Here is a 23,650-nt window from a genome sequence, read left to right as displayed (position 1 = left end):
CTAGTCGTCGAGGTCGAAGTGGATCGGCACCATCACGGATCCGGTCATTGGATGGCCGTCGATATGCGCCGGATGAAAGCGCCACTCGGCGACCGCATCGTGCGCGGCCTCGTCCAGCAGACGGTGGCCGCTCGAAGAGCTGATCTCGATGGCTTGTACCTCTCCGTAGGCGCTGACCGCAACGAGAAGGACAACGCGCCCCTCCTGACCCAGGCGTCTCGCCTGATAGGGATAGTCGGGCGCCTTGTTGCCGAGCGTGCCGTCCGAAAAGTCCGGTGCGGTGGCGGCGCCTGATCCGCCTGGGCCATCCTCAATGCTTCCCGTGACCGCCGACGCCGGCACGGTCGCGTTCGTGGCGGCTGTGGCTGTACGGCCGATGGCGGCGGGCGCCGAGATCTGCGTCGGCGCCGGCACCACGTCGTCAAACGCGCTTTCAGCCGTATAAGGCTTGGACACCGGAAGGGGCGGGACCGGCGCGGCGTCGCTGATGGCAGCAGCCTTGGTCTGTGGGACGAGATCCGGCAGAAAGGCCGTCACCGGCAATGAAGCCGCATCCGTCGGGACCAACGTATCTTCTGGGACGGGATCGCGTGTCGTGACCAGGCTTTCGTGTATCTCCGGTTCGGCGGTGTCGGCTGACGGCGCGTCGACAGCCGTTAGCGGGAGATCGTTGGCTTGCGCCCCGTCTGTCGCCATCCCGGCAAGACGATGGGTCGGGGTCAACGATGGCGTCTCATCGTTCGCCTGTGTGTCCGGACCGCCGGTCGCCGGTAACGCGCCGTCGGCCACAATGTCGACGGTGATCGGAAACTCCGGTATCGGTGGCGCGCGAAGTTCGGCCAGTACGGCACCGAGCACGGCCAAGTGCAAGGCAGCCGCCAGCACCATGCCGGTGCCAGGCCACGGCGCGCGCAGATGCGCGGGCCGTAACGGTGCGAAGGTCATGTCAAGCGTGGTCATGGGTCCTGAGGCACCCGCGCCATCGGGACGATGACGGGCGCGTCGCCGACATGGTCGCGATGCGCCACGATCCCGTAGTGCTCGCGCAGCGCGGCATCGGTCAGCGTCGCCGCCGGCGGGCCGTCGCCGACCACGCTGCCGCCGGCCATCAACACCAGGCGATCGCAGAAGCGCGCCGCGAGCGTAAGGTCATGCAGTACCACCGCCACCGCGACACCGCGCGCCGCCTCGCGGCGCAGCAACGCCATGACGTCCAGGGCGTGGGCGGGATCAAGACCGGCGATCGGCTCATCGGTCAGCAGCACCGGTGCCTGAACCGCGAGCGCCCGGGCGATGACGACACGGGCGCGTTCGCCGCCGGATAGCGTCGTGACCCGCCGGTCGGCGAGGTCCGCGAGGTCGCAGCGTTCCATGACGTCGTCGACGACGTCGCGGCCTTGTGGTGTCAGCAGGCCTGTCTCGCCGTGGGGCAGGCGGCCCAACGCGACCACGGCGGCGACGGGCATGGCCCAGACGACCACACGGTCCTGCGCCAGATAGGCGATGCGGCGCGCCCGTTCGCCCGCGCTGATGCCGCCCAATGGCGCGCCGTCGACGGCGATCGCGCCGCTGTCGACCGTTTGAAGGCCGCACAGGGCGCGCAACAGGGTCGTCTTGCCGGCGCCGTTGGGACCGATGATGCCGGTGACACAGGATGGCCCAACGACCGCATCCGCCCGGTCGACGATGAGCTGTCCGCCCAGCGTGATGGAGACCTTGTCGGCAGTGAGGCGCGTCATGTGCCGGCCCGCCGGCTTTTCAGCAGCAGCCAGAAGAAGAACGGCGCGCCGATCAGGGCCGTGACGACGCCAAGCTTCAGATCCCGTTCGGGCACGATGACGCGGACCGCAATGTCGGCGGCGTTCACCAGCGCCGCGCCGCCGAGCATGCTGGCTAAAAGCAGACGGCCGGGCCGGTGACCGACGAGCGGGCGCAGAAGATGCGGCACGACCAGGCCGACAAAACCGACGGCGCCGGCGACCGCCGTGACCGCGCCAACCGAACGCGCGGTCCCGACGATAGCCAGGCGGCGCAGGTTGATCAGGTTGACGCCCAGGCTCGCCGCCGTCTCTTCGCCCAGGGTAAGCGCGTCGAGCGGCTTGGCGAGGATCAGCAGCATGATCCAGCCGAGAACCAGGAACGGCAGGATAAGCCAGACGTGATCCATGCTGCGGTCGGCCAGCGAGCCCATCAGCCAGAACATGATCTCCATGGCCGCGAAGGGATTGGGCGCCAGGTTAAGCGCCAGCGCGGTCAGCGCGCCGGCCAGGCTGGTAATGGCGACGCCGGCCAGGATCACGGTCAGCGTGCCGGCATGGCGCCCGGTCAGTCCCTGAATGATGATGACGCCGATCAGCGCGCCGGCAATGCCGCCCAACGGCAGGGCCAGGGCGAACATCGCGGAGAGCCCGAAGTAGAAGGCTACGACGGCGCCGAGCGCCGCCGACGCGGTCACGCCGACCACGCCGGGCTCGGCCAGCGGGTTGCGCAGATAACCCTGCAGTACCGCGCCGGAAAGGCCCAGTGTCGCCCCCAGCATGGTCGCCAGGATCGCGCGCGGTAGACGGATCTCGCGGACGATGAGGCCGGTCGTTTCAACGTCGCCGCCGATCAGCGCGTCAAGGGTCGCGCCCAGACCGATAGCCGCCGGCCCGACCAAAAGCGAGACAACAAAAAGCGCCGCGACCAGGATCAGCAGAGCGAGTTCGGTGAGACCGGCGCGCGCGGTCATGGGGCAAGCGACCGGCGCGCCTGGACGAGGCCCGCGACGGCCTTCAGCACCAGCGGCGTGCCGCACACCCACGCGGCATCTTCGATGGTGACGACGTGCCTGGAGGTCGCCCAGGCCTGAAGCGCCGGGTGGTCCAGTATCTGGTGGGCCAGCGCGTCGCCCTCATAGCGTGGACCCAGCACAAGCAGTCGCGGGTCGCTGGAGACCAGGGCCTCAAGCGGCATCTGGCCAGTGCCGGTCAGGCCGCGTTCGGCGGCCAGGTTGGTCAGGCCGGCCCGCGTCATGATATCGGCGGCCAGCGTGCCGCCGCCGCTGGTGAAGCCGTTCGACCAATAGGCGACCGCCGGCATGCCGTCGCCCGGGCCGCCGTCGAGCGCCGCCAAACCGTCCTCGAAATCGGCGATCAGCGCCTCGCCCTTTTCCTCCGCGCCAATCGCGCCCGCGATAAGGCGGATGTTGGCGATGATGTCCTCGACACTGTTGGCCGGCGGTACGTCGAGAACCGGCCGCCCCAGCCGTTGCAGCAGGGCAACCGTCGGCCGTGTCGTGAAGGTGCCGGCGATGACAAGGTCGGGATCGAGCAGGAAGATTTCCTCGGCCAGTCCATGGTTCTGGTGCAGGCCGGCCGCTTCGTGAACCATGGACGAGACCGAGGGATTGGTCGCCAGATAACTCACCGAGGCGATCCGATCGCGCTCGGCCAGCATCATCACCAGCTGATCGGTACAGACGTTCATCGAGACGATGCGCTGAGGCGCCTCGTTCGCATACGCACCGGTTTTGAGAAACACGCAGACGGCGAACAGCAGCAGCGGGATGATGGTCATCCCGCTGCCTTGATCCGATCGATGCCGCGGCCGTCGGCGCATGGTCAGAAGGCCAGACGCAGGCCGGCATAGCCTGCGATGCCTGGTGTGCCAAAGCCGAAGACCTCCTGATACTGCTCATCCAATAGGTTTTCGCCGCGGGCATAGATCTCAACGCCGTCCGCGACCTCAAGCGAGCCGCCCAGGTTGACCAGGGTAAAGGAACCCAGGCGTTCAATCCGCGTCTGACTGGGAAAGAAGGACAGAAAGACGATATCGTCCTGCGCCCCGGTATAGCGGACCGCCAGGTTCAGATTGGCCGGCATGTCCGCGACGTCGAAGTTGTAGTTCGTCACCACACTGGCGATGTGCATGGGCCGGCGCACCAGCTCGGCGCCGTTGGCATCCTTACCGTCGGTATAGGTGTAGGCGCCGGTCACCGACAGGCCCTCCATGACGACAGCCGTCGCCGACACCTCGACGCCTTGGATCTTGCTGGTGCCCGGCAAATTGACCGCGGTATTGCCGCCGCCCTGGATCAGATCCTCGATCCGGTTGTTGAAGTAAGTCACGTCGACGACGAGACGGTCATCCCAGAACGGCTGCTCGATGCCGACGTCCCAGCCGATGCTGCTTTCGGGCTGCAGGTTGGGATTGCCGGTGAACGTCGGCGTCGATCCGAACAGTTCGAACAGAGTGGGGTTCTTGACGCCGGTGCCGACGCTGGCGTGGGGCCGCGTGCCCCATTCGGGGCTGAGCCAGGCGCCCGTCAGTCGCCATGTCACCTCGTTGTCGAACAATGGATCGTTGTCGTCATAGCGCAGACCGGCGGACACGAAGAACTGGTCCTGGTAGGCGCCGCGGTACTCGCCCGCATAACTGTAGTTTGTGATTGATTTGTCGTTGGGACCGGAGAAAGCGCTGCTGGTGAACTGGCTCTCGGTGGTCCGCTCAGCCAGGAACGACAGGCCGTGCTCGGCTACACCTTCTTCGCCGAAGGTTACATCGCTCTGGTAGTCGATCTTGTTGATCGTGCCTTCGGAGGTGAATGTCTCAATGCCAGCAGCGTTAAGGAAATCCGTGTCGACGTCGGTCCGCGCGATGCCGACCTCGTTAGCCCATAGACCATCAAACAGGTCGAGCGACGCGCTGGCCCGGCCGTAACGCTGGATCGACTTGCTGGTCGAAAAGTCATCGACCGCGCCGACGACGACCGCCGAGGCGTCGCCGTGGCGGTGACTGTCGATGATCCAACCGGTGGCGTCGATTGAGAATTCTTGGGTCGGCTGCACGCCGAACGTGAAGCGTCCGGTGTTGTTGCGATACGGGTCCTGCTCCGGATTGCCGTTGCGTTCGTCGGCGACGTGCTGCTCGTCAACCATCAGGCGCTCGAAGGCGCCGCCGACATAGAATTGCTCGGCGCCATAGTTGAACGACACCATGCCGTTGCGCGTGTCGAACGAGCCGAGTTCGCCGCGCGTCACGACGCTCAGCCCATCATCGGGTTTCTTGGTGATGATGTTGATGACGCCGCCGATCGCATCGCTGCCGTAAAGGGCGCTTTGGGGACCGCGCAGGACCTCGATGCGCTCGATCTCAAGGTTCAGCAGGTTGGCGAAGTCGAACTCCGAGCCGCCGGCGGGGTTGTTGGCTTCGATGCCGTCGATCAGAACAAGTGTCTGATTGCCCTCCGCGCCGCGTATCCTGACTTGTGTGAAGGCGCCCTGCGGTCCGGTACGGCTGACGGCCAGCCCGGGCACGTCGCGCAGGACATCGGAAACGATGCGGATCTGGCGGTCCTCAAGTTCCTCTTCGGTAATGACGGTGACGGCGCTGCCGACCTGCTCGGCCAGCAGCGGCACCCGGCTTGCCGATACGACGATGTCGGGCAAGACGACGACCGTGTCGTCGACGACCTCCTGGGCATTGGCGGCGGTTTGCGTCACGACCGCCATGGCGAGTGAGGCAATGAGGGAAGTCGGAAACGTGGTGTTGGTGATGCGCATGATGACGGTACCCCGTGTCTGAAACGTTCGCTGACATGGCGGGGTCGATGGCCGAAGCGGCCGACCACGCCGGTGGGAACGCGGATCGCGAAGCACGACGAACCGTCACCGCCGGCAAGTTGGCCGGTCCTATTTGACGAAGTTGACAAAAGGCCCATGGCGGAGCCCCCCGTTGCAATGCGACCTGCGCGCATCACCGCAACGGAGGACCGTCCCGCCGTCACACCCCGAACGTGCGGATGGGCGATGCTAACGTCGGCAGGTCTCCTGGCTCGCGGGTCTTCGTCGTCGCCCGGCCTTCCCGGTTTCCCAGTGGCACACGAGGAGCGATGACTCTCCGCTTACAGTTGCGGGGGCAGCCAGAGCTTCCGGGTCGTCCAACCCGGCCTCTGTTCCCTTTCACGCCCCTCCGAAGAGGGGACCGACATCGCCGAAACGATAAGTCGCACACGCGCGGCGTGCAATCGCAAATGTTCAGCTGGGAAGCGACTTGCGACGTCGCCTGTGCGTGACGGTTGGACGATCGTCATGGTCGTAAACCGCGGCCGGCGCGGACACGTCTTCCGACAACGGGCTTTGCAGAATGGGGCTTCCGGTGCGGCGTGCGTTAAACGAGATCTCGCGACCGTTTGCGCGTTCAGATATTGATAAATGTGACTGACAAACCACGCTCCACACTTGAGATCGTTCCTCGTTCCGCTTTTGGTCACTAGCGGACATGGTCGAGATACACGCAACATGTCTACTTGTAGAAGTAAGGCAGCCTCAGACTGAGACTGATGGACAGGATGCTCTCCCGTTCGATCTAGTAAACTGCGGTCCAAAATCTGTCGATTAGGACGACACGCACCAAACGCTGACTAAGTCCACGCGCCCTACGGTGTAATCGTAGGGCGCTTTCCGCTAACTGCCTGAAACAAACCCGCCTTAGCGCAACGAAGTCGGATGCGTTGCCAGATATTGCCAGTTGAGAACTGGTAGAGATCGCACGCGGGCGTACACCGCGATCGAAATTGACTAAAAAATTCAAGGAGTTGGTGGTGGGCGCACCTGGGATTGAACCAGGGACCCCTACGATGTCAACGTAGTGCTCTCCCGCTGAGCTATGCGCCCACACCAAGGGGCGACGGTCTTACCGCCGCTGGCGTGAATTTGCAACAGGTTCGCTGGGACCCGCGCGGACCCGCTCAGTCGACGCCGCCGGCGACCACCTCGACCGGTTCGCCGGCGAAGGTGAACGGCACCTTGTCGGAGATGGTGAGGCCGTAGCCGTCGATGTGGCGGTACTTCGCCGGGTTGTTGGTCAGGATGCGGATACTGCGCAGGCCGAGATCATAGAGGATCTGCGCACCCGTGCCGTATTGGCGCCAGTCGCCGGCGTCCAGCTTGTCGGCCGCGCTCTCGTCGCCCTGGGCATAGATGCGCTTGCGGTTAAGGCCGAGGCCCCAGCCTTCGGAACCGCGCAGATAGATCAAGACACCCGCCGGTTCGCCCGCCAGGCGCTCCAGCGCTAAGTCGACCAGGCTGCGCCCGTTGCCGCGCACCGAACCGAACACGTCGTCGATGACCGAGGCCGAATGCACGCGCACCAAAACGTCGTCGTGGCGTTTCAAGTCGCCGTGTACAATCGCCAGATGCTCGGTGTCGTCGACCAGGGAACGATAGATGCGTGTCTCGAACGGACCGTGGCGGGTATCGAAGGGCTTGGTCTCGACCAGCTCGACCAGCTTTTCGTTGCGCCGACGATAGGCGATCAGGTCCTCGATCGAGATCAACAGCAGATCATGCTGCTTGGCGAATTCGATCAGCTCGGGCAGGCGCTGCATGGTGCCGTCGTCGTTGACGATCTCGCAGATCGCGCCCGCCGGATAACAACCGGCCAGCCGCGCCAAGTCGACCGCCGCTTCGGTATGACCGGCGCGGGTCAGGACGCCGCCGTCGCGCGCCAGTAGCGGAAAGATGTGGCCGGGCTTGGCGAAGTCGGCCGCGTTGACCTCGCGGTTGTCGCCCTGGTCGGCCAATGCGCGGATCGTCTTCGCCCGGTCGGCGGCGGAGATGCCGGTGGTCGTGCCGTACTTGTAGTCGACCGACACGGTGAACGCAGTGCCGTGGCTTTCGGTGTTGTGCTGCACCATCTGCGGCAGCTCCAGCTCGCCGACGCGCTGGGCGTTCATCGGCACGCAGATGACGCCGGAGGTATGACGCACCATGAAGGCGATCGCCTCGGGCGACGCCCGGTCGGCCGCCATGATCAGGTCACCCTCGTTTTCCCGCGTCTCGTCGTCGACCACGACGACCATCTTGCCGTCGGCAATCGCGCGGATCGCCTCGTCAATGGAGGCAAATATCGGTTTCTCGGTCATGACGGCCAATATGGTCCGGAAGGCTGATCGCGGCAAGACTCCCATGGGATTCGTGGATTCCCGGCCGAAGACACCCAAACGCGTCAATCTGCTCTATAGTTGCTCGGGCTTAAGCTTCGTGGATCACGATCCATGACCTTTCACGGCATTCTGGAGTTCCTGTCGCATCTGGCGGCGATTTTGACGGCGGTCGTCGCGGTCCTGGCGTCTGCTTTTTATATCCGGCAACGGCGCGCGAAACGCCGCCGCCTGGAGGAGTACCTGGAGGGCGAATACGACGCCCGCCGCGACCAGGGCCAGCGTACACTGATGCACCTGGCGGCCAATCTCGGCATGACGGAGTCCGAGATCATGGATGCCGCGTTTCGCAGCGACCGCATCGACCGCGTCGTCACGACCGATGGCGCCGGCCGCGCCGACCGCATGATGCTCGTCCACAAACCCAAGAAACCCTGATCCCGGGCGGTCTGCCAGACGCCAGACCGGGTCTGGGGTTTTGCCGGGATAGTGCTATGATCGCCGACCAACGCGCGCCGCCGCGCCAACCAGGAGGCATCCATGGCAACCAACGTACCCCAGGACATCCAGGAAATCTGGCAGATGGACCTGGATCACGTGATCCATCCCTTCCAGGACTTCGAGAGCTTCAAGGAAACCGGCTCCGACATCATGTCGAAGAGCGAGGGCTCCCACATCTTCGATGCTTACGGCAACAAGCTCCTGGACGGCTGCGCGGGCCTTTGGTGCGTCAACATCGGCTACGGCCGCAAGGAGATGGCCGCGGCGATCGCCGAACAGGTCGTCGACCTCGCCTATTATTCGACCTTCGGCCAGCTGACGACGCCGCCGACCGCGAAGTTCGCCGCCAAGCTCGCCGAGTACGCGCCGGGTTCGCTCAATCACATCATGTACAGCACCGGCGGATCGATGGCGAACGACACCGCCATCCGCATGGTCCATTACTATTGGAACGCCAAGGGCCAGCCCAACCGCAAGAAGATCATCAGCCGGGTCGATGCCTATCACGGCATGACCTATCTGGCCGCGGGCCTGACGGGTATCGAGTTCGACCGCATCGGCTTCGACCAGGAAGACGAGATCATCCATCACGTCTCCGTGCCCAATGTCTACCGTCCGCGCGACGGCATGAGCCCGGATGAACTCTGCGACTTCCTGGTTCAGGAACTCGACGACAAGATCCAGGAACTGGGGCCGGAGAACGTCGCGGCCTTCATCGCCGAGCCGATCATGGGCGCCGGCGGCGTGCTGGTGCCGCCCGACGGCTATCACAAGCGCACCCAGGACGTGTGCCGCAAGTATGGCGTGCTCACGATCTCCGACGAAGTGGTCACCGGCTTCGGCCGTCTGGGTCACATCTTCGCGTCGGAGCCAGTGTTTGGTCTGACGCCCGACATCATCACCTCGGCCAAGGGTATCTCGTCCGGTTACCTGCCGCTGGCCGCGACCATCGTCACCGACGAGATCTATGACACCATCTCCGCCCCGCGCGACGACGGCGGCATCTATTCGACCGGCTTCACCTATGCCGGCCACCCCGTGTGCTGCGCCGCCGGCCTCAAGAACCTGGAGATCATCGAGGACGAGGATATCTGCGGTCACGTGCTGAAGGTCGGGCCCTATTTCGAGGAACAGCTCAAGACGCTCATGGATCTGCCGCTGGTCGGCGACGTTCGCGGCAAGTGTTTTATGATGTGCGTCGAGAACGTCGGCAACAAGGAGACCAAGGAGGTCTTGCCGCCCGAAGCGCGTGTCGGCGACCGTATCGCCAAGCACGCCCAGGAACGCGGCGCCCTGGTCCGCCCGATCGGCCACCTGAACGTCCTCTCGCCGCCGCTCATCATGACTACCGACGAGATCGACTTCCTGGTCTCGACACTGCGCGCCTCGATCGAAGCGACCCAGGACGACCTGACCAAGGAAGGCATCTGGAAGGGCTGAGCGCTCTCAAAAGGCTCACAATAAAGCGGCGGCACCTTCAAAAGACGGTGCCGCCGTTTCTTTGTCTTAGGCGAGCTCTCCGACGGCTCTAGCCTTGACCGGCCACGACATGATCCGCGTCCGCTCTGTTTCAAGACGGTAACCGTTAACCTCTTCTCCCTTGATATGTCCCCGTTCTGAACCCAGGTCATCAGCTTGGCGTTACGAGGGTATCGAGGTGAGCACAGGGCAACTCAACATGCCCCAGCCCATGGGCGAGGAGAGGATCGGCGGTTTGGGCGCACGGATCGTCGCGGCCGCGTCCTATCCTGCCATTATGGTGCTGGGATTCGTGCTCTACGGCGTCGCGGCGGGCTTCGGTGTATCCGTGACGCTTGCCTCGTATGGCGCGGTTCTCGTGTGCGCGGCGCTGATTACCGTGCATGAAATCGTCCTCCCCTATCGCCAGGAGTGGAAGCCCGCGCGCGGCGAGCTGGGCACCGACGCCGTCTTCATGGTGCTGGTGCAGATCGCCCTGCCCTTGCTGCTGGCGATCACCGCCGTCGTCGTCATCGCCGACTACCTCGACGCGAGTGGCTTCTACGTACACGACATCTGGCCCCACGATTGGCCGGTCATCGTGCAGGTGATCGTGATGCTGTTGGTTGCCGACTTCTTCCGCTACTGGCTGCACCGGGCGTTCCACAGATTCGTCCCGATGTGGCGCTTCCACGCGGTCCACCATTCGCCGAAGCGACTCTACTGGCTCAATGTCGGGCGCTTTCACCCGATCGAGAAGGCCATCCAGTACGCCGTCGACGCGCTGCCCTTCGCGCTGCTCGGTGTGTCGCCGGAGGTGTTGGCCGCCTATTTCGTGTTCTTCGCAATCAACGGCATCTTCCAGCACTCCAACTGTCGCGTGAACCTGGGTCCGCTCAACTACATCGTCGCCGGTCCCGAACTGCACCGGTGGCACCACTCGGTGCGGCAGAAGGAGTCCGACAACAACTTCGGCAACAACCTGATCGTCTGGGATCTCCTTTTCGGCACGCGCTTCCTGCCGCGCGAACGCGAGGTCGGCCCACTCGGTCTGACCAACCGGAACTACCCAACCGGTTTCGTCGCCCAGATGACGACGCCATTTCAACGGGACCTCGAAAACGGCTAGAGCAGATCCTGATTTTATGGAATCGCTGCGCGATAGCATCAAATCTGGTGAATCTGCTCTACCTATGGACAGAGAGCGATCTCACATGGTTCGTCGGAACCGCCAAGCGGTTTCATCCAACGAAGATCCGCTCTAGGTTTGGCCGTGCTTCCGTTCTCCCAAACCCTGACGCATGCCGCGCTGAAGGCGATGCTGGCGGCGACGCAGGCGCGCAACCACCGCGCCCTGCTCGATGCGTCGACGTCGCCGCGCGAGGCCCAGTGGTCCGCGCTCAGCCGCATCCTGACCGCCAACGCCGAAACGACATTTGGCCGCCAGCATGACTTCGCCACGATCGGCGACGTCGACGCCTTTCGCAGCGCGGTACCGGTGCAAAGTTACGAGGACTTGAGGCCCCTTATCGCGCGCCAGGAACTGACCGGCGAGCGATGCCTGACCCAGGCCCAGCCCGTTTTCTTTCACCGCACCAGCGGCACCACAGGCGTGCCGAAGGACATCCCCATCACCCAACCCGGGCTGGACCAGATCAAACAGCACCAAAAGATCTTCGCCTACGCGGTCTCGCGCGGATCGAACGCGCTGCGCGGCAAGATGTTCACGGTCAGCGGCCAGGCAGTTGAAGGCACGCTTCCCGGCGGCACGCCTTATGGTTCCGCATCCGGCCTGCTCTACCAAAGCCAGTCCGGGCTGGTGCGCTCGCGCTACGTTCTGCCGCCGGCCTGCTCCGATATCCCCGACTACAACGCACGCTACCTCGCGATGGCGGCCTTCGGTGTGGCCGAAGCCTCAGTCACCGGCGCCGCGACGGCCAACCCATCGACTCTGGTCAGGCTGCTCGGCGTTATCAACGAGCAGCCGGAAACGATCCTGCGCGCCATAGCCGACGGCCGCTTGCCGGACGTGGTGACCGATCACATGCCGCCGCAGACGACGATCAGGCCCAACCGCTCACGCGCTGACGCGCTGACGCAAAAGCTGAGTGTGGCGGGCAAGCTGACCTATGCCGACATCTGGCCTGATCTCGAAGCGGTCATGACGTGGACGGGCGGCAGTTGCGGCGTCTCGCTTCGCAGTCTCGCGCCGGCGATGCCGGCAGGCGTCAGAACGGTCGAGCTCGGTTATGTCGCCAGCGAGGTCCAGGGCACCATTAACATCGACGCGACACGGAACACCTGCCTGCCGACCTTGGTCGATACGTTCTTCGAGTTTGCCGAGCGCGAGGCATGGGAAGATGGCGCGGCGGACTTCCTATCGCTGCACGAACTGGAAGATGGCGCGGACTACCACGTCTTCGTCACGACGACGGACGGTCTCTACCGATACGCCATGCACGACATCGTGCGCGTGACCGATCGGCTCAACCAGACGCCGATCCTGGAGTTCCTGCAGAAGGGCAAGGGGGTCACCAGCATCACCGGCGAAAAGCTCTATGAGGCGCAGGTGCTGGACGCGGTCACGACGGCGCTCGCTGATCGCGGTATCCAGGCGGACTTCTTCATCATGCTCGCCGATCAGGAAACGGCCGGCTACACGCTCTATATTGAAGGCGCTTCCACCGACGCCGATCCAGCGTTGGCGGCCGACATCGAAACGCGCCTTCGCGCTATCAACATTGAGTACGACGCCAAGCGGGCCAGCGAACGGCTCGCGCCCCTCAAGCTCAGCTGGCTGCGCGACGGCACCGGTGCCGCCTATCGGGCGGACCGCGTCGCCGGCGGCCAGCGCGACGCGCAGTTCAAGTATCTGCACTTGCAATTCGCCCACGACTGTACGTTCGATTTCAGCGCCTATGCAGTCGCCACCTGACGCCGATGCGCATCGAACGTCTCGACGTCTTCAGCTTCCCCGTCCCGTTCAAGGTCGTCTTCCGCCATGCCTCGGCAAGCCGCGCCCGGGCAGAGAACATTATCGTCAAGGCGACGTCCGATTGTGGTCATACGGGCTTTGGCGAGGGTTGTCCGCGCGACTATGTCACCGGCGAAACCGTCGCCGGCGCCACCTCTTTTCTGGACACGATCGCGCCAGCGATTAAGGAGGGCGTACACGACGAACAGAACCTCAAGACCTGGATCGGCACCCACTGCGACATGATCGACGACAACCCCGCCGCGTTCTGCGCCGCAGAAACCGCGATCCTGGATTTGATCGGCAAGGTCAAACAACAGCCGGTTGAAGTCCTCGTCGATGCACCACGCTTGAACGGAACCTTCCAGTATTCGGCCATTCTAGGCGACGCGCCCTACCTCGCCTATCGCTGGCAACTCTATCGTTATTGGTTGAAAGGTCTCCGCGACTTCAAGATCAAGGTCTCCGGCGATCTCCACCGCGACAAACGGAAGCTCCGCGCGTTCCATCACAAATCCGACCCCTCGTTGCGTCTTCGCCTCGACGCCAACAATCTCTGGACATCCGCTGACGCCTGCATCCGCCATCTCGAGGCGCTCGACCACAGTGTCTTCGCCATCGAAGAACCGTTGCAACAGGGTGACCTCGAGGGGTTCGAACGCGTCGGTCACGCCTGTGGCGCCAAGATCATCCTCGACGAGAGTCTCTCCCGGCCCGACCAGATCGCCTCGCTCGACGGCAGCCCTTGGCTCATCAACCTTCGTGTTTCGAAGATGGGCGGCATCATCCGCTCGCTCGATGTGGCGCGGATGGCCGACGCGAAAGGCATTGGCATCATCGTCGGCGCCCAGGTCGGCGAAACCAGCATCCTGACCCGCGCCGCGCTCACCGTGATGAACGCTCACCGCGCCAATCTCGTCGCCAGCGAAGGCGCCTTCGGCACGTATCTCTTAAAGCGTGACCTCACCACGCCAAGCCTGATGTTTGGCACCGGTGGCATACTCTACATCGATCAGGTGCTCCCAATTGACGCTCCTGGTATGGGCCTGGCGGTCAACACTCGCGAGCTCGCTCCAGCATCGCCTTAGGCGTCGGCCAGGTCTTTACCTTCGATCGCGCAGGCGTAAGATGCCGCGGCTCGCGACCCGGATGCGCGCGCCCAAAAATGGCAGTGAGGCCAATGATCAAGAATCGCTGAATGCCGGGGTCGTTCAGACCCCAATCCGTCAATCGCCTGGCGACTGAGTTCCCTTGGACGTGGTTGGCTTGCCGGCCAACCGCCCGGACTTCGGAGCATTTGCGATGCCCTTGCGACCACAAACCATCGCCGCCCTTGATGACGTCTTTGCCGACTGGGATACGCCGTGCAGGCCCGGTATCGCCGCCGGTCTGGTGTGCGGAAGCCAAACCGTTTATGCGCGCACGTTCGGCCTCGCCAATGTCGAACACAATCTTCCAATAACGCCATCGACGCGGTTCGAGATCGGCTCGATCACCAAACAGTTCACGGCGTTTGCAACGCTGATGCTGGTTCAGGAAGGGCGGCTGGATCTGAACGACGATGTGCGTTCGTACATCACCGGCTTACCCGCCTACGATACGCCTGTTCGTATCCGTCATTGCCTCTATCACACGACTGGCCTTTCGGATCGCATGGCCGTGTTGGGGCTTGCCGGGCCGACATGCGACTACACGCCCGACAAACGCGTGTTTCGCACGCTCGCCGCACTCGACGAAACGATGTTCCCGGCCGGGACCATGCACAGCTACAGCAACACCGGCTACGTGCTGCTCGCCTGGATCATCCAAAAGGTGACCGGCACATCATTGCCTGCGTTCTTGGCGGAACGGGTCTTCGATCCGCTTGGCATGAAGGGGGCGTCATTCCCCATGGATCCCTTCGCGTTCTTTCCAAACCAGGCACAGGGTTATCTCGACGGCGATGATGGCCGGCTCTATCGGGCAACATGCGTCAGCGATGTCTGGGGCGACGGCGGTATGCTGGCCAACGTCGACGATATGACCGGTTGGCTGTGCAATCTCGCCACCAGGGACGTCGGGATTGCCGCGCTCCATGACCAGTTCTTCAGCGCCGGCCACCTCGATGACGGCCAGGAACTGCGTTATGCCGGCGGCTGGATGATCCAACGCTATCGCGGCCTTCGTGCGTTCCAGCACGGTGGTTTGGCCGAAGGATTTCAGTCCTTTGTCATCTGGCTGCCCGACGAGAAAGTCGGCGTCGTCGTGCTGGGCAATGTCCGGCCCTATCAGCCTTGGCGCCTGGCGACCCGGGCGATCGATGCTTTGCTCGGCGACACGTCGACCCGTCAGCCCGTCGGTGAGAGAGCCGTCCCGCATCCGACAGAAGACCACGACCATCAGGACCTGGCCGGTCGCTACGTCACGGTCACCGGCTTGTCGGCTTTTGTCGCATGCTCTGGTCCTGACCTCTATGTCGACATCTGGCTCTGGGGCCGGCGCTTTGAAGCTTGCGGCGATGACGTTTATCGCGAACCGCACTCTGGCGACACCGCGACGTTCCATCGCAACAGCGATAACGCCGTGACGCACTTTTCAATGGCGACATCTGACGGCGCTTGTGTGCATATGCACAGCCCGATCAGCACCGCCACAAAGTACGAGACGGCCATCGTCGACGATGCGACGTTGACCGGTTTCGAAGGCCGCTATGAAAACGACGCGGTCGAATCCGTCTATGAGATCGTCGCGGAACGTGGTGGTCTGACCGCGCGCCACAAACGCTGCCACGATTGGCTTCTCCAGCCGATCAAACCAGCCGCTGGCGACACATTCGACGGCGCCTTCGCACAAGACGGCATGTGGCCGGGCATCGTGACGTTCGAAAGGCGCGCTGACGGAGAGGCGACAGGCTTTCGCGTACGCGGTTCAGGTATCAATCTGCTCTTCAGACGGCGGCTGCCGACAGCGAAGGCGCGTTAAACACCGCCCGGGCGATCAACCCGAGCGCTCCGCGGGTTTCGAGCCGACAAAAGACGGCATGGGATGCCTTGCTGCACCGCTAGAAGACCGTCCGAGACTCTCGACTCTGCAGGCTGATACCGCCTGCCTTGATCACAAGCCGCGCTCTTACGCGTTGTCATGCATCTCAATGATCTGGATCAGGTTACCGCAGGTGTCGTCGAGAACAGCCATCCGGACGGGACCCTGATCAATGGGCTCTACGCTAAACGATACCCCGCGGTCGCGAAGCCTGACGAACTCGGCGTCGATGTCATCGACCTGGAACGACGCCGCTGGGATCCCGTCCGTCACCAACGCATCCCTGTAGGGTTTGACGGCAGGGTGCACGCTGGGCTCGAGTAGCAATGCGGTGCCGTCGGGTTCGTCCTTTGCGACGACGGTCAACCAACTGTATTCACCAATCGGGATGTCATCCTTGACGACGAAACCAAGGACGTCCGTATAGAACGAACGCGCCTTTTCCTGGTCATCAACAAAGACACTCGTCACATAGATCCTCATGGCATCCGCTCCTGTGAAGACTGCTGTCGATCGAACGCCTGGTGCATTCCTGCCGCACGGGCCCAGACCTTCACGCATGCACCTTGATCGCCACGTCAGCGCGACGCTCGGCTCGCGGCGGTGGGAAGCGATCAAGAAACGCCCGCGCGCGCGGCAGGGCGTCATGCAGGAACTGCCTGGGTTCGCGCAGCCATAAACCGTCATAGGTCTTCGACTTGGCCTCCGAAACCAACACGTCCTGCGGCAACGCGATCAACGATGCATCCCATCCAGGCCAGAAGTGTCGCGCACGTTTGAAAGTATGCGTGAGAAAACGTTCCCTATCCGCAAAGCCGTGATAGTCGAAGACCCAGTCATCGGTTGCGATGAAGACCTGGTTGCCGATGAAATCCTCCGCGGGTTTCAACCAAAGTACCTGCCGGCCGACCGCGCCATAACGCTCCAGAAACGCATAGGCCAGGATGTGGCAGGCGCCGCAGGCGAAGAAGACCCGATCGGGCAAACCCCACCGCATCACCGGATCATGTTTCGAATAGTTCGCGGTGCGCGGAATGTACACTAGGCGGCGTGCTGCAGGCGGCAATAGCATGACGCCTTGATCGGCACGTCGGCGCGGGCGCTGGCCAGATCCAGGCGCTGTTTGATCATTACCGCCTCCGCCGCTTGGCCACGGCGCACCAGGCACTCATGAAAGCCGTGCAGGCTCCAGACGTTGTCGGGATGCTGGCTGGCGCGGCTCAAGGAGTTGTCCAGGCCCAGGTCCGCGCGATAGACCGCCTCGGCCTCCTCGACCCGGCCCTGTTCCAGCATCAACGCACCCAAGGCATGGCGTGGTGGCTGCATCCAGCCCCATGGTTCGTCATAGGGCAGCGCGTCGTCGCGCCTGACCGCCTCGCGCAAATGCTCGAACGCGATGTCATAGTTCTCGCGACGGTACTCAAGCTCACCTTCCAGCATCGCCTCGGCCACGCTCAGAATGTCGCGGCACGTGTTGTTGTGCACCCAACGGTTCTCCGGAACACGGGCGTAGGCGGCCTGAAAAAGTTCACGTTCGGCTTCCGCGCCCGGGATATCTTCCGAGGCCGCATGCGCCACGGATTTGGCGTAGTGGATCATCGCGGTCGTCGAACAGTAGAGCTCCTGATCGGCCGGCAGCTCCTGATCGATGATCTCCTGCCACTTGCCGAAGCGCACGAGCGCGTGCTGCTTCATGGGAATGTAGCCTTCCAGGAAGTCGCCCATGGGCGGCGATTCCATGCGCAGCAATTCCTCCGGCGTCGTCGCGATCAGTTCGTCGGCCGCCTCGATCGCCGGCTGGTACTGGCCCAGGAACATCGCGCCGTAGATCTTGAAGTGATAGTCGTGGATCCGGTAGCCGGAATAGAAGTTCATGAATCCGCGCTGCTCGAGATACTTGCGATCGGCCACGATCGCCTTGTGATTGCCGTCGACCACCGCGTGATAGTGGCCGCACAGCACGTCGATATGGGTCGGCATGTGTCTCAAGTGACCGGAGTCGGGCACCAGGTCGCGCAGGTTGTCGCCGGCCTTCAGGGCGCGCTCGGGGAACGGCGACATCTCCATCAAATGCACATAAAGATGCAAAAGGCCGGGATGCCGGTTGGCGCCGAGATAATCGAGCTCCTTGAACGCCTTTTCCATCACCTCCATCGCCTCTTCGGTGCCGGCGTTCTCCGCGATGGCGCCGGTCGGCAGATCCCATAGCCGCCATGGCGTGCGGTTCAAGATCGCCTCAACAAACACCGTGCAGACATCCAGGTCGTCGGGGAACGCGCGGAACACCGAACGCATGGCGTCGGCGAAGGCATCGTTCCACGGCTGATAGTCATCGACCGGCTCGCGCGAGGGATAACGCGCCGGCAGCGCCTCGATCAGCGCCTGTTCGACCAGCGACACCTTCGGCGCCAACGCCTGCGCCGCGGCGGTGGCGTCGGCGGCACGGTTCAGCGAGTTCTGAAGGTCGTCCGGATCGAACTTGTCCCATTCCTTGTTGTAGTTCGGGCCGACCGCATAGGCGATGCCCCAGTGCGCCATCGCGCATTCGGGGTCATGTTCCAGCGCCGTCTCGAAACAGACGATGGCTTCTTCGTGGTTGTAGCCGTAGGTCCAGATCAGGCCGCGATCGAACCAGAGTTGGGCCTCGGCCGAGTTCGTCGTGATCGGCCGTGAATAGGTGCCGAGATCGTAATAGTCGTCGTCCATACGTCAGCGCGCCCCCGGCTGATCGGTCCGTTGCGCCGGCCACTATCCCGGACGGCGCGCCGCGGATCAACCCTGTGTCGCCTGCATGACGCACAGGTCCGGCGGCCGCCGGGGTCTTGCGGCTGTGATCGGTAAGTGGTTGTCTTGCCGGCCTGCAACCGGAATGAACCGTGACGACCATCGACGCAGAGCAACCCCAGGGGCGTGACCGCACGCTCGCACTGATAGCGATGTCGCTGGGCTTGTTTCTGGTGGCGATCGACTTCTCGTCGCTCAGCGTCGTGATCGTTGCGATTGAGCAGGACCTCGGCACCACGCTCAACCGCGCGCAGTGGGTGATCAACGCCTACACCGTCGCCTTCGGCGTCACCATCGTTACCGGCGGGCGGCTCGCCGACATGTTTGGGCGCAAAAGGATCTTCATGATCGGCTGCGGCCTGTTCACCGTGTTCTCGCTGGTCGGCGGCTTGGCGCCTGACATCAACACGCTGATCGCAGCGCGCGCGCTGACCGGCATCGGCGGCGCGCTGGTTTGGCCCGCGGTCATGGGCATGACCTATGCGGTGCTGCCCAAGGAGCGGGCCGGTCTCGCCGGCGGACTCATCCTGGGCGTGATCGCCTTCGGCAACGCCACCGGCGCCCTGCTGGGCGGCTTCTTGACCGACGCGATCGATTGGCGCTGGGTGCTCTACCTCAACATCCCGCTGGCGCTAGGTGCGATGTGGCTGGCGCAGGGACGCATCCCCGCCATGCCCGGCACGGGTCGCCAGCGGATCGACTATCGCGGCATCGCGCTGCTGTCAGCCGGTATCGTGCTGATCCTGGTCGGGCTCGACATCGGTTCGGACGTCGGTATTCCGCGCGCGGTCACGTTCGCCCTGATCGGCGCCGGCCTGCTGGTTCTGATCGTCTTTCTAATGGTCGAGCGCGGGCAGGGCGACGCGGCATTGATACCGCGCGACGTCATGCGCATGCCGACGTTCGCCGCGACAATTGTCTGCGTTGTCTTGATGTCTTCGGTGTTCTTCGCCGCGTTGGTCTATGTCCCGCAGTTCACGCAGAAGGGACTAGGCTGGTCCGCCTTCGCGGCGGGGTTGGGACTGCTTCCGCTGTTGGCGACACAGGCCTGCATCTCGCTGGTCGCTGGTCCGCTCTACGACCGGCTGGGTGGCCGGCTCGTCTTGACCGCCGGCGCACTCTTCATGATCGCCGGCATGGTCATGATGTCATTCCTGAGCACGACCGAAGGCTACATGAGCGTGTTGCCGGGCATGATCGTGACCGGCATTGGCATGGGGCTTTTCTATCCCGCCGTCGTGACGGCCGCGACCACGGCGGCGGGCGTGGCACACGCCAGTCTGGCCGGCGGCATTGTCTACATGTGCCAGGTCGCGGCTGGCTCGCTAGGGCTGGGTATCAATACCGCGATCGTGCTGGCGGGATCGACACTGGACGGCGGCATCACCACCGCCTTCGTATTCGACGCCTGTCTGGGTGCAACGGCGCTTCTGATCCTGCTGGTCTTCGTGCGCGGTAACCCGGCTTGCCCGGCCAGACCGTGAACGGCCCCAACGATTGCCCCCTAACGATCGCGCGCCCCTAACGATCGCGCCCCCTAACGATCGCGATACTCAGGCGGCAAGCAGGTTGTCGATTTCAACAGCCAGGCGGCTCAGATGGAACGGCGGCTCCAGCGCGTCGTCCTCAAGCCGTGGCAACGCGCCTTCTTTCAAGGGCGCTGCGGAGAATCCATGCCGGAACAGGATTCTGAGACCGGGAATCGCCGCGCCCGCGCGGCGCGCCAGTTCCGGCCCACCGATACCCGGCAAATCCGTATCGGCAATAAGGATATCAAAGGCCCCGGGCAGAAGGTCGCCCAGTGCTTCGTGCGCATCGGCCACCGCCATGACGGCGTGGCCCTGGCGTGACAAGGCGCGCACAAGATAACAGCGCATGACATCGTCATGCGCTGCTAGCAGGATACGCGCCATGACTTGCCTTAAACGCCCGGAGCCCGCCGACCCCTTGCCGGCGCCGCTGGTCGTGCCGGGGTCAACTTTGTGACCCCTGTTGATGGAACTGGTGACATAACCATGACCATAGTCTAAATCGCTGCCGTGACCGCTGTAAACGACAAGGACGAGGCCAACGTGCCGGAACCGGTCCGAATCCGCCGACCGCGCCGACAAACGCTGCCGCTGGTCATCTCGTCGCCACACAGCGGACGCGACTATCCCTCAGAGTTTCTGGCGCTTTCCAGGCTCGACCGGTTGGCGATCCGCCGGTCCGAAGACGCCTTTGTGGACGAGTTGGCGGCCGGCGCCGTGGCGATGGGCGCGCCGTTGGTGGCGGCGACCTTCCCGCGCGCCTTCCTGGACCCCAACCGCGAACCCTATGAGCTTGATCCCCGCATGTTCGATTCGCCCTTGCCGGGCTGGGTCAACAGCCGCAGTCCGCGGGTACGGGCGGGCCTCGGCACCGTGCCCAGGGTCGTCGCCGGAGGTGCTGAGATCTATGCGGGCAAACTGGAGCCCGGCGTCGCCGAGGAGCGGATCAAGCGCTACTACATGCCCTATCACGACGCGATCGTCGCGCTGTTGGACGAAACCCGGGCCAATTTCGGTATTGCCGTCTTGTTGGACTGCCACTCGATGCCATCGGGCGAGCGCGGCGGTCCGGCCGCCAAGTCGCGCGCCGACATTGTCTTGGGCGACCGTTTCGGTCACGCCTGTGATGCCGAGATCATGCGGCTCGCCGCCGAAACCTTGCGCGCGCGCGGCTATCAGGTGCGCCGCAACGACCCCTATCCCGGCGGTTTCATCACCGAACACTACGGCCGTCCGGACATGGACGTTCACGCGCTGCAGATCGAAATGAACCGCAGCCTCTACATGAATGAGGCGCGTATGACCCGCGGCAGCGGCATGGCGGCGCTGAAGGCGGATTTAGAGCACCTGTTCGGTGTCATCGCCAATCAGGCCCTGCTGCTGGCACCGCCGGCCAACGCGGCCGAGTAGAAGAGCCCGATGGCTGACCCCGGCCGGCGCCTGGCCGATGCCCTGGCACACCACCGCGCTGGGCAATTGGATCAGGCCCTGGCCGGTTACCGCGCGGTACTCGACGACAAACCCGATTCGGCGGATGCGCACCATCTGATCGGCCTGGCACTCGACCAAAAAGGTGAGCACGACGCCGCGATCGACGCCATCGAGCAGGCGGTTGCTCTCAAACCCGCAAGCGGACTTTTTCGCTTCAACCTGGCCCGTGTCCTGAGCGAAGCCGGACTGGTGGACCGCGCGCGCGACGCCTATCGCGCGGCCATCGATTTGAAACCAGGCGACGCAGACGCCCACAGCAATCTCGGTCTTCTGGAGGAAAGCGACGGCAATCCGGACGCCGCGCTCGCCGCGTTCGAGGCCGCGCTGGCCGCTGATCCCGGGCATATGAAAGCGCGCGTCAACCTGGCCCGCATGCTGATCGCCCTGAAGCGCTCCGATGATGCGGCGCCCCATCTCAAACACCTGACGTCCTCGGCCAATGCGCCGGCCGAGGCCTGGTTTTTGACCGGCACACTGGCCGAGGACGCAGAGCGCTATGACGACGCTATCGCGGCCTACCGACGCGCACTCAAGATCGCGCCGGACTTCGAGAAGGCGCGCAACAATCTGGGCACCGCCTTGCTTGGCGCGCAGCGCTACGGCGAGGCGCGTCAGATCTTCAACGCCATCTTCGTCGCCAAGCGCGGCGATGCCGGCGCCGATGCCGGCGTGTTTTCCGACCAACGTTTCCCGGCGCGCGCCAACACGCGGCTTCGTACCTGCCGCTACAGACTGAGCGACGGCGCCGACCAGATCGACTATCTGCTGGCGAAGGATCTGCTCGACCCCAGCTGGGCGGCGGCGGCACAACGCTATCGCGATGCCATCGCGGCCATCGACCGCGAGCATCCCGCCGACAAGCCGGTCGTGCTGGAGGGCCCGGAGGCCAACGCGCTGGCGGATCTTCACGACCACGCCATCCGTGTCGCCGACACCGCGCCGCTGGCCGGTCCCGCCATCGGTCAGAAGAACGACTACGCGGCGATCGAGGATGCTTACCTTGCCGCCGCCACGTCGATCACCACCATCGACGGTTTCCTGAGCCCTGAAGCCCTGAACGCGCTGCGCAACTACTGCCGCCAGTCGACCATCTTCTTTGGTCACAACGCGACGGGCTACGTGACCTCCTACATGGCCGATGGCTTCGGCTGTTCGCTGCTCTATACCGTCGCCGAGGAATTGCAGGCGGCCATGCCGCGCGTCTTGGGCAGCCGACCGCTTCACAACATGTGGGTCTACCGGCACGCCAACCACAGCGGCGGCGTCGATGCCCATACCGATGACGCTTCCGTCACCTTCAACTTTTGGATCACCGAGGCCGACGCCAACCTGGAACCCGAGCACGGCGGCCTGATCCTCTATCAGCGCGAACAGCCGCTCGACTGGGATTGGGTCGACATGAACCTGCGCAAGAACGATCCGGACGTGAAAGCCAAGTACACGGCGTTTCTGGCGGAAGCGCCGGAAGTGCGCCTGCCATACGGCGAGAACCGGGCGATCCTGTTCCACTCCAACCTCTTGCACAAGTCCGACCGCCTGACGTTCAAGGAAGGTTTCGACCAGCGGCGCATGAACGTGACTCTGCTGTTTGGCGAACGCGGCACCTGAGAAACCAAGGGCCACGAACGTTCGGTCGACGCCCGATTTCGTCCACAAACGCTGGGTCGCGTAACAAAACCGTCACGGCGCAGAGCCCAACCCGTCACACTCACCAGCTAGAAAACCCCTGACGGCGCAATTCCGGACCTACACCCAGAGCCGGCGCCGTCATGATCGCCTCCCGGCGATTTAGAACCCCGCCTGCACGCTTGGAGGGGCCGTGAAAACGGCCCCTCCTTCCTTTTTTGAAATGACTCTAAAGGTTAACGGTTGATGATTTGCCGATTTCAAGAAATTGCGTAACAATTCATGCCAGTGTCTTCGTTTGCCACGGCAAACGGGCGCCGATGTTTGTTCATGACCGTCGCG

Annotated in this window: 19 protein-coding genes, 1 tRNA gene and 1 riboswitch; of the genes, 9 read left to right on the top strand and 11 right to left on the bottom strand. The window is 63.7% G+C overall.

Annotation, left to right across the window (positions count from 1 at the left end):
• From AAF563_09480 to ribB, 7 genes are all read right to left on the bottom strand, one after another.
• A complete protein-coding gene (locus tag AAF563_09480; GenBank protein ID MEM7121494.1) occupies positions 1–960 on the bottom strand; it encodes an energy transducer TonB in 960 nt (319 codons plus the stop codon).
• On the bottom strand, positions 957–1,739 hold the full coding sequence (locus tag AAF563_09475; protein MEM7121493.1) for an ABC transporter ATP-binding protein: 783 nt from the start codon (positions 1,737–1,739) through the stop codon (positions 957–959). The genes AAF563_09480 and AAF563_09475 overlap by 4 nt, the downstream gene beginning before the upstream one ends.
• Complete coding sequence (locus tag AAF563_09470; protein ID MEM7121492.1) at positions 1,736–2,731, bottom strand: iron ABC transporter permease; 996 nt, start codon at positions 2,729–2,731, stop codon at positions 1,736–1,738. Before AAF563_09470 ends, AAF563_09475 begins: the two co-directional genes overlap by 4 nt.
• Entirely contained in the window at positions 2,728–3,558 is an 831-nt protein-coding gene (locus tag AAF563_09465; GenBank protein ID MEM7121491.1) for an ABC transporter substrate-binding protein, read from the bottom strand. Before AAF563_09465 ends, AAF563_09470 begins: the two co-directional genes overlap by 4 nt.
• A 44-nt stretch (positions 3,559–3,602) precedes the next feature.
• Positions 3,603–5,543, bottom strand: a complete 1,941-nt coding sequence (locus AAF563_09460) for a TonB-dependent receptor (GenBank protein ID MEM7121490.1) — start codon at positions 5,541–5,543, stop codon at positions 3,603–3,605.
• 239 nt (positions 5,544–5,782) lie between these two features.
• A riboswitch (cobalamin riboswitch) is annotated at positions 5,783–5,984 on the bottom strand.
• Positions 5,985–6,581: 597 nt separating this feature from the next.
• Positions 6,582–6,656: transfer RNA gene (locus tag AAF563_09455), tRNA-Val, on the bottom strand.
• A gap of 74 nt (positions 6,657–6,730) precedes the next feature.
• Positions 6,731–7,906, bottom strand: coding sequence for a 3,4-dihydroxy-2-butanone-4-phosphate synthase (gene ribB / locus AAF563_09450; protein MEM7121489.1), 1,176 nt, complete (start codon positions 7,904–7,906; stop codon positions 6,731–6,733).
• Positions 7,907–8,038: 132 nt separating this feature from the next.
• On the opposite strand from ribB, the gene AAF563_09445 reads away from it, so the two are divergent.
• The 6 genes from AAF563_09445 to AAF563_09420 all read left to right on the top strand — a co-directional run bounded on the left by AAF563_09445 (position 8,039) and on the right by AAF563_09420 (position 15,818).
• A complete protein-coding gene (locus tag AAF563_09445) occupies positions 8,039–8,362 on the top strand; it encodes a hypothetical protein (protein ID MEM7121488.1) in 324 nt (107 codons plus the stop codon).
• A 102-nt stretch (positions 8,363–8,464) separates the two neighbouring features.
• Positions 8,465–9,865, top strand: coding sequence for an aminotransferase (locus AAF563_09440; GenBank protein ID MEM7121487.1), 1,401 nt, complete (start codon positions 8,465–8,467; stop codon positions 9,863–9,865).
• Positions 9,866–10,082: 217 nt separating this feature from the next.
• On the top strand, positions 10,083–11,012 hold the full coding sequence (locus AAF563_09435) for a sterol desaturase family protein (protein MEM7121486.1): 930 nt from the start codon (positions 10,083–10,085) through the stop codon (positions 11,010–11,012).
• Between the two features lie 144 nt (positions 11,013–11,156).
• Entirely contained in the window at positions 11,157–12,818 is a 1,662-nt protein-coding gene (locus AAF563_09430) for a GH3 auxin-responsive promoter family protein (GenBank protein MEM7121485.1), read from the top strand.
• 5 nt (positions 12,819–12,823) lie between these two features.
• On the top strand, positions 12,824–13,945 hold the full coding sequence (locus AAF563_09425; GenBank protein ID MEM7121484.1) for an enolase C-terminal domain-like protein: 1,122 nt from the start codon (positions 12,824–12,826) through the stop codon (positions 13,943–13,945).
• Positions 13,946–14,159: 214 nt separating this feature from the next.
• Positions 14,160–15,818, top strand: a complete 1,659-nt coding sequence (locus tag AAF563_09420; protein ID MEM7121483.1) for a serine hydrolase domain-containing protein — start codon at positions 14,160–14,162, stop codon at positions 15,816–15,818.
• A gap of 147 nt (positions 15,819–15,965) precedes the next feature.
• Here AAF563_09420 and AAF563_09415 read toward each other — a convergent pair whose 3' ends face one another.
• From AAF563_09415 to AAF563_09405, 3 genes are all read right to left on the bottom strand, one after another.
• The gene (locus tag AAF563_09415; GenBank protein ID MEM7121482.1) at positions 15,966–16,361 is read right to left on the bottom strand and encodes a VOC family protein; all 396 of its coding nucleotides are present in this window, start codon (positions 16,359–16,361) and stop codon (positions 15,966–15,968) included.
• A 70-nt stretch (positions 16,362–16,431) separates the two neighbouring features.
• Positions 16,432–16,875 (bottom strand): hypothetical protein, encoded by a 444-nt coding sequence (locus tag AAF563_09410; protein MEM7121481.1) that lies wholly within the window; start codon positions 16,873–16,875, stop codon positions 16,432–16,434.
• Positions 16,876–16,919: 44 nt separating this feature from the next.
• Positions 16,920–18,584: a tetratricopeptide repeat protein gene (locus AAF563_09405; protein MEM7121480.1), complete on the bottom strand. Its 1,665-nt coding sequence runs from the start codon at positions 18,582–18,584 to the stop codon at positions 16,920–16,922.
• Between the two features lie 170 nt (positions 18,585–18,754).
• Here AAF563_09405 and AAF563_09400 point away from each other — a divergent pair, with 170 nt between their 5' ends.
• A complete protein-coding gene (locus AAF563_09400; protein ID MEM7121479.1) occupies positions 18,755–20,146 on the top strand; it encodes an MFS transporter in 1,392 nt (463 codons plus the stop codon).
• Between the two features lie 69 nt (positions 20,147–20,215).
• Here the strand turns inward: AAF563_09400 and AAF563_09395 are convergent, their stop codons facing one another.
• Entirely contained in the window at positions 20,216–20,575 is a 360-nt protein-coding gene (locus AAF563_09395; protein MEM7121478.1) for a response regulator, read from the bottom strand.
• 126 nt (positions 20,576–20,701) lie between these two features.
• Here AAF563_09395 and AAF563_09390 point away from each other — a divergent pair, with 126 nt between their 5' ends.
• The gene (locus AAF563_09390) at positions 20,702–21,601 is read left to right on the top strand and encodes an N-formylglutamate amidohydrolase (protein MEM7121477.1); all 900 of its coding nucleotides are present in this window, start codon (positions 20,702–20,704) and stop codon (positions 21,599–21,601) included.
• Positions 21,602–21,610: 9 nt separating this feature from the next.
• Positions 21,611–23,290 (top strand): tetratricopeptide repeat protein, encoded by a 1,680-nt coding sequence (locus tag AAF563_09385; GenBank protein MEM7121476.1) that lies wholly within the window; start codon positions 21,611–21,613, stop codon positions 23,288–23,290.
• Positions 23,291–23,650 lie beyond the last annotated feature (360 nt).

The organism is Pseudomonadota bacterium (genome assembly GCA_039028155.1).
Classification (GTDB): domain Bacteria; phylum Pseudomonadota; class Alphaproteobacteria; order SP197; family SP197; genus JANQGO01.
The sequence above is the reverse complement of the archived record's forward strand: the minus strand, read 5'-3'. Positions and strand labels throughout refer to the sequence as shown.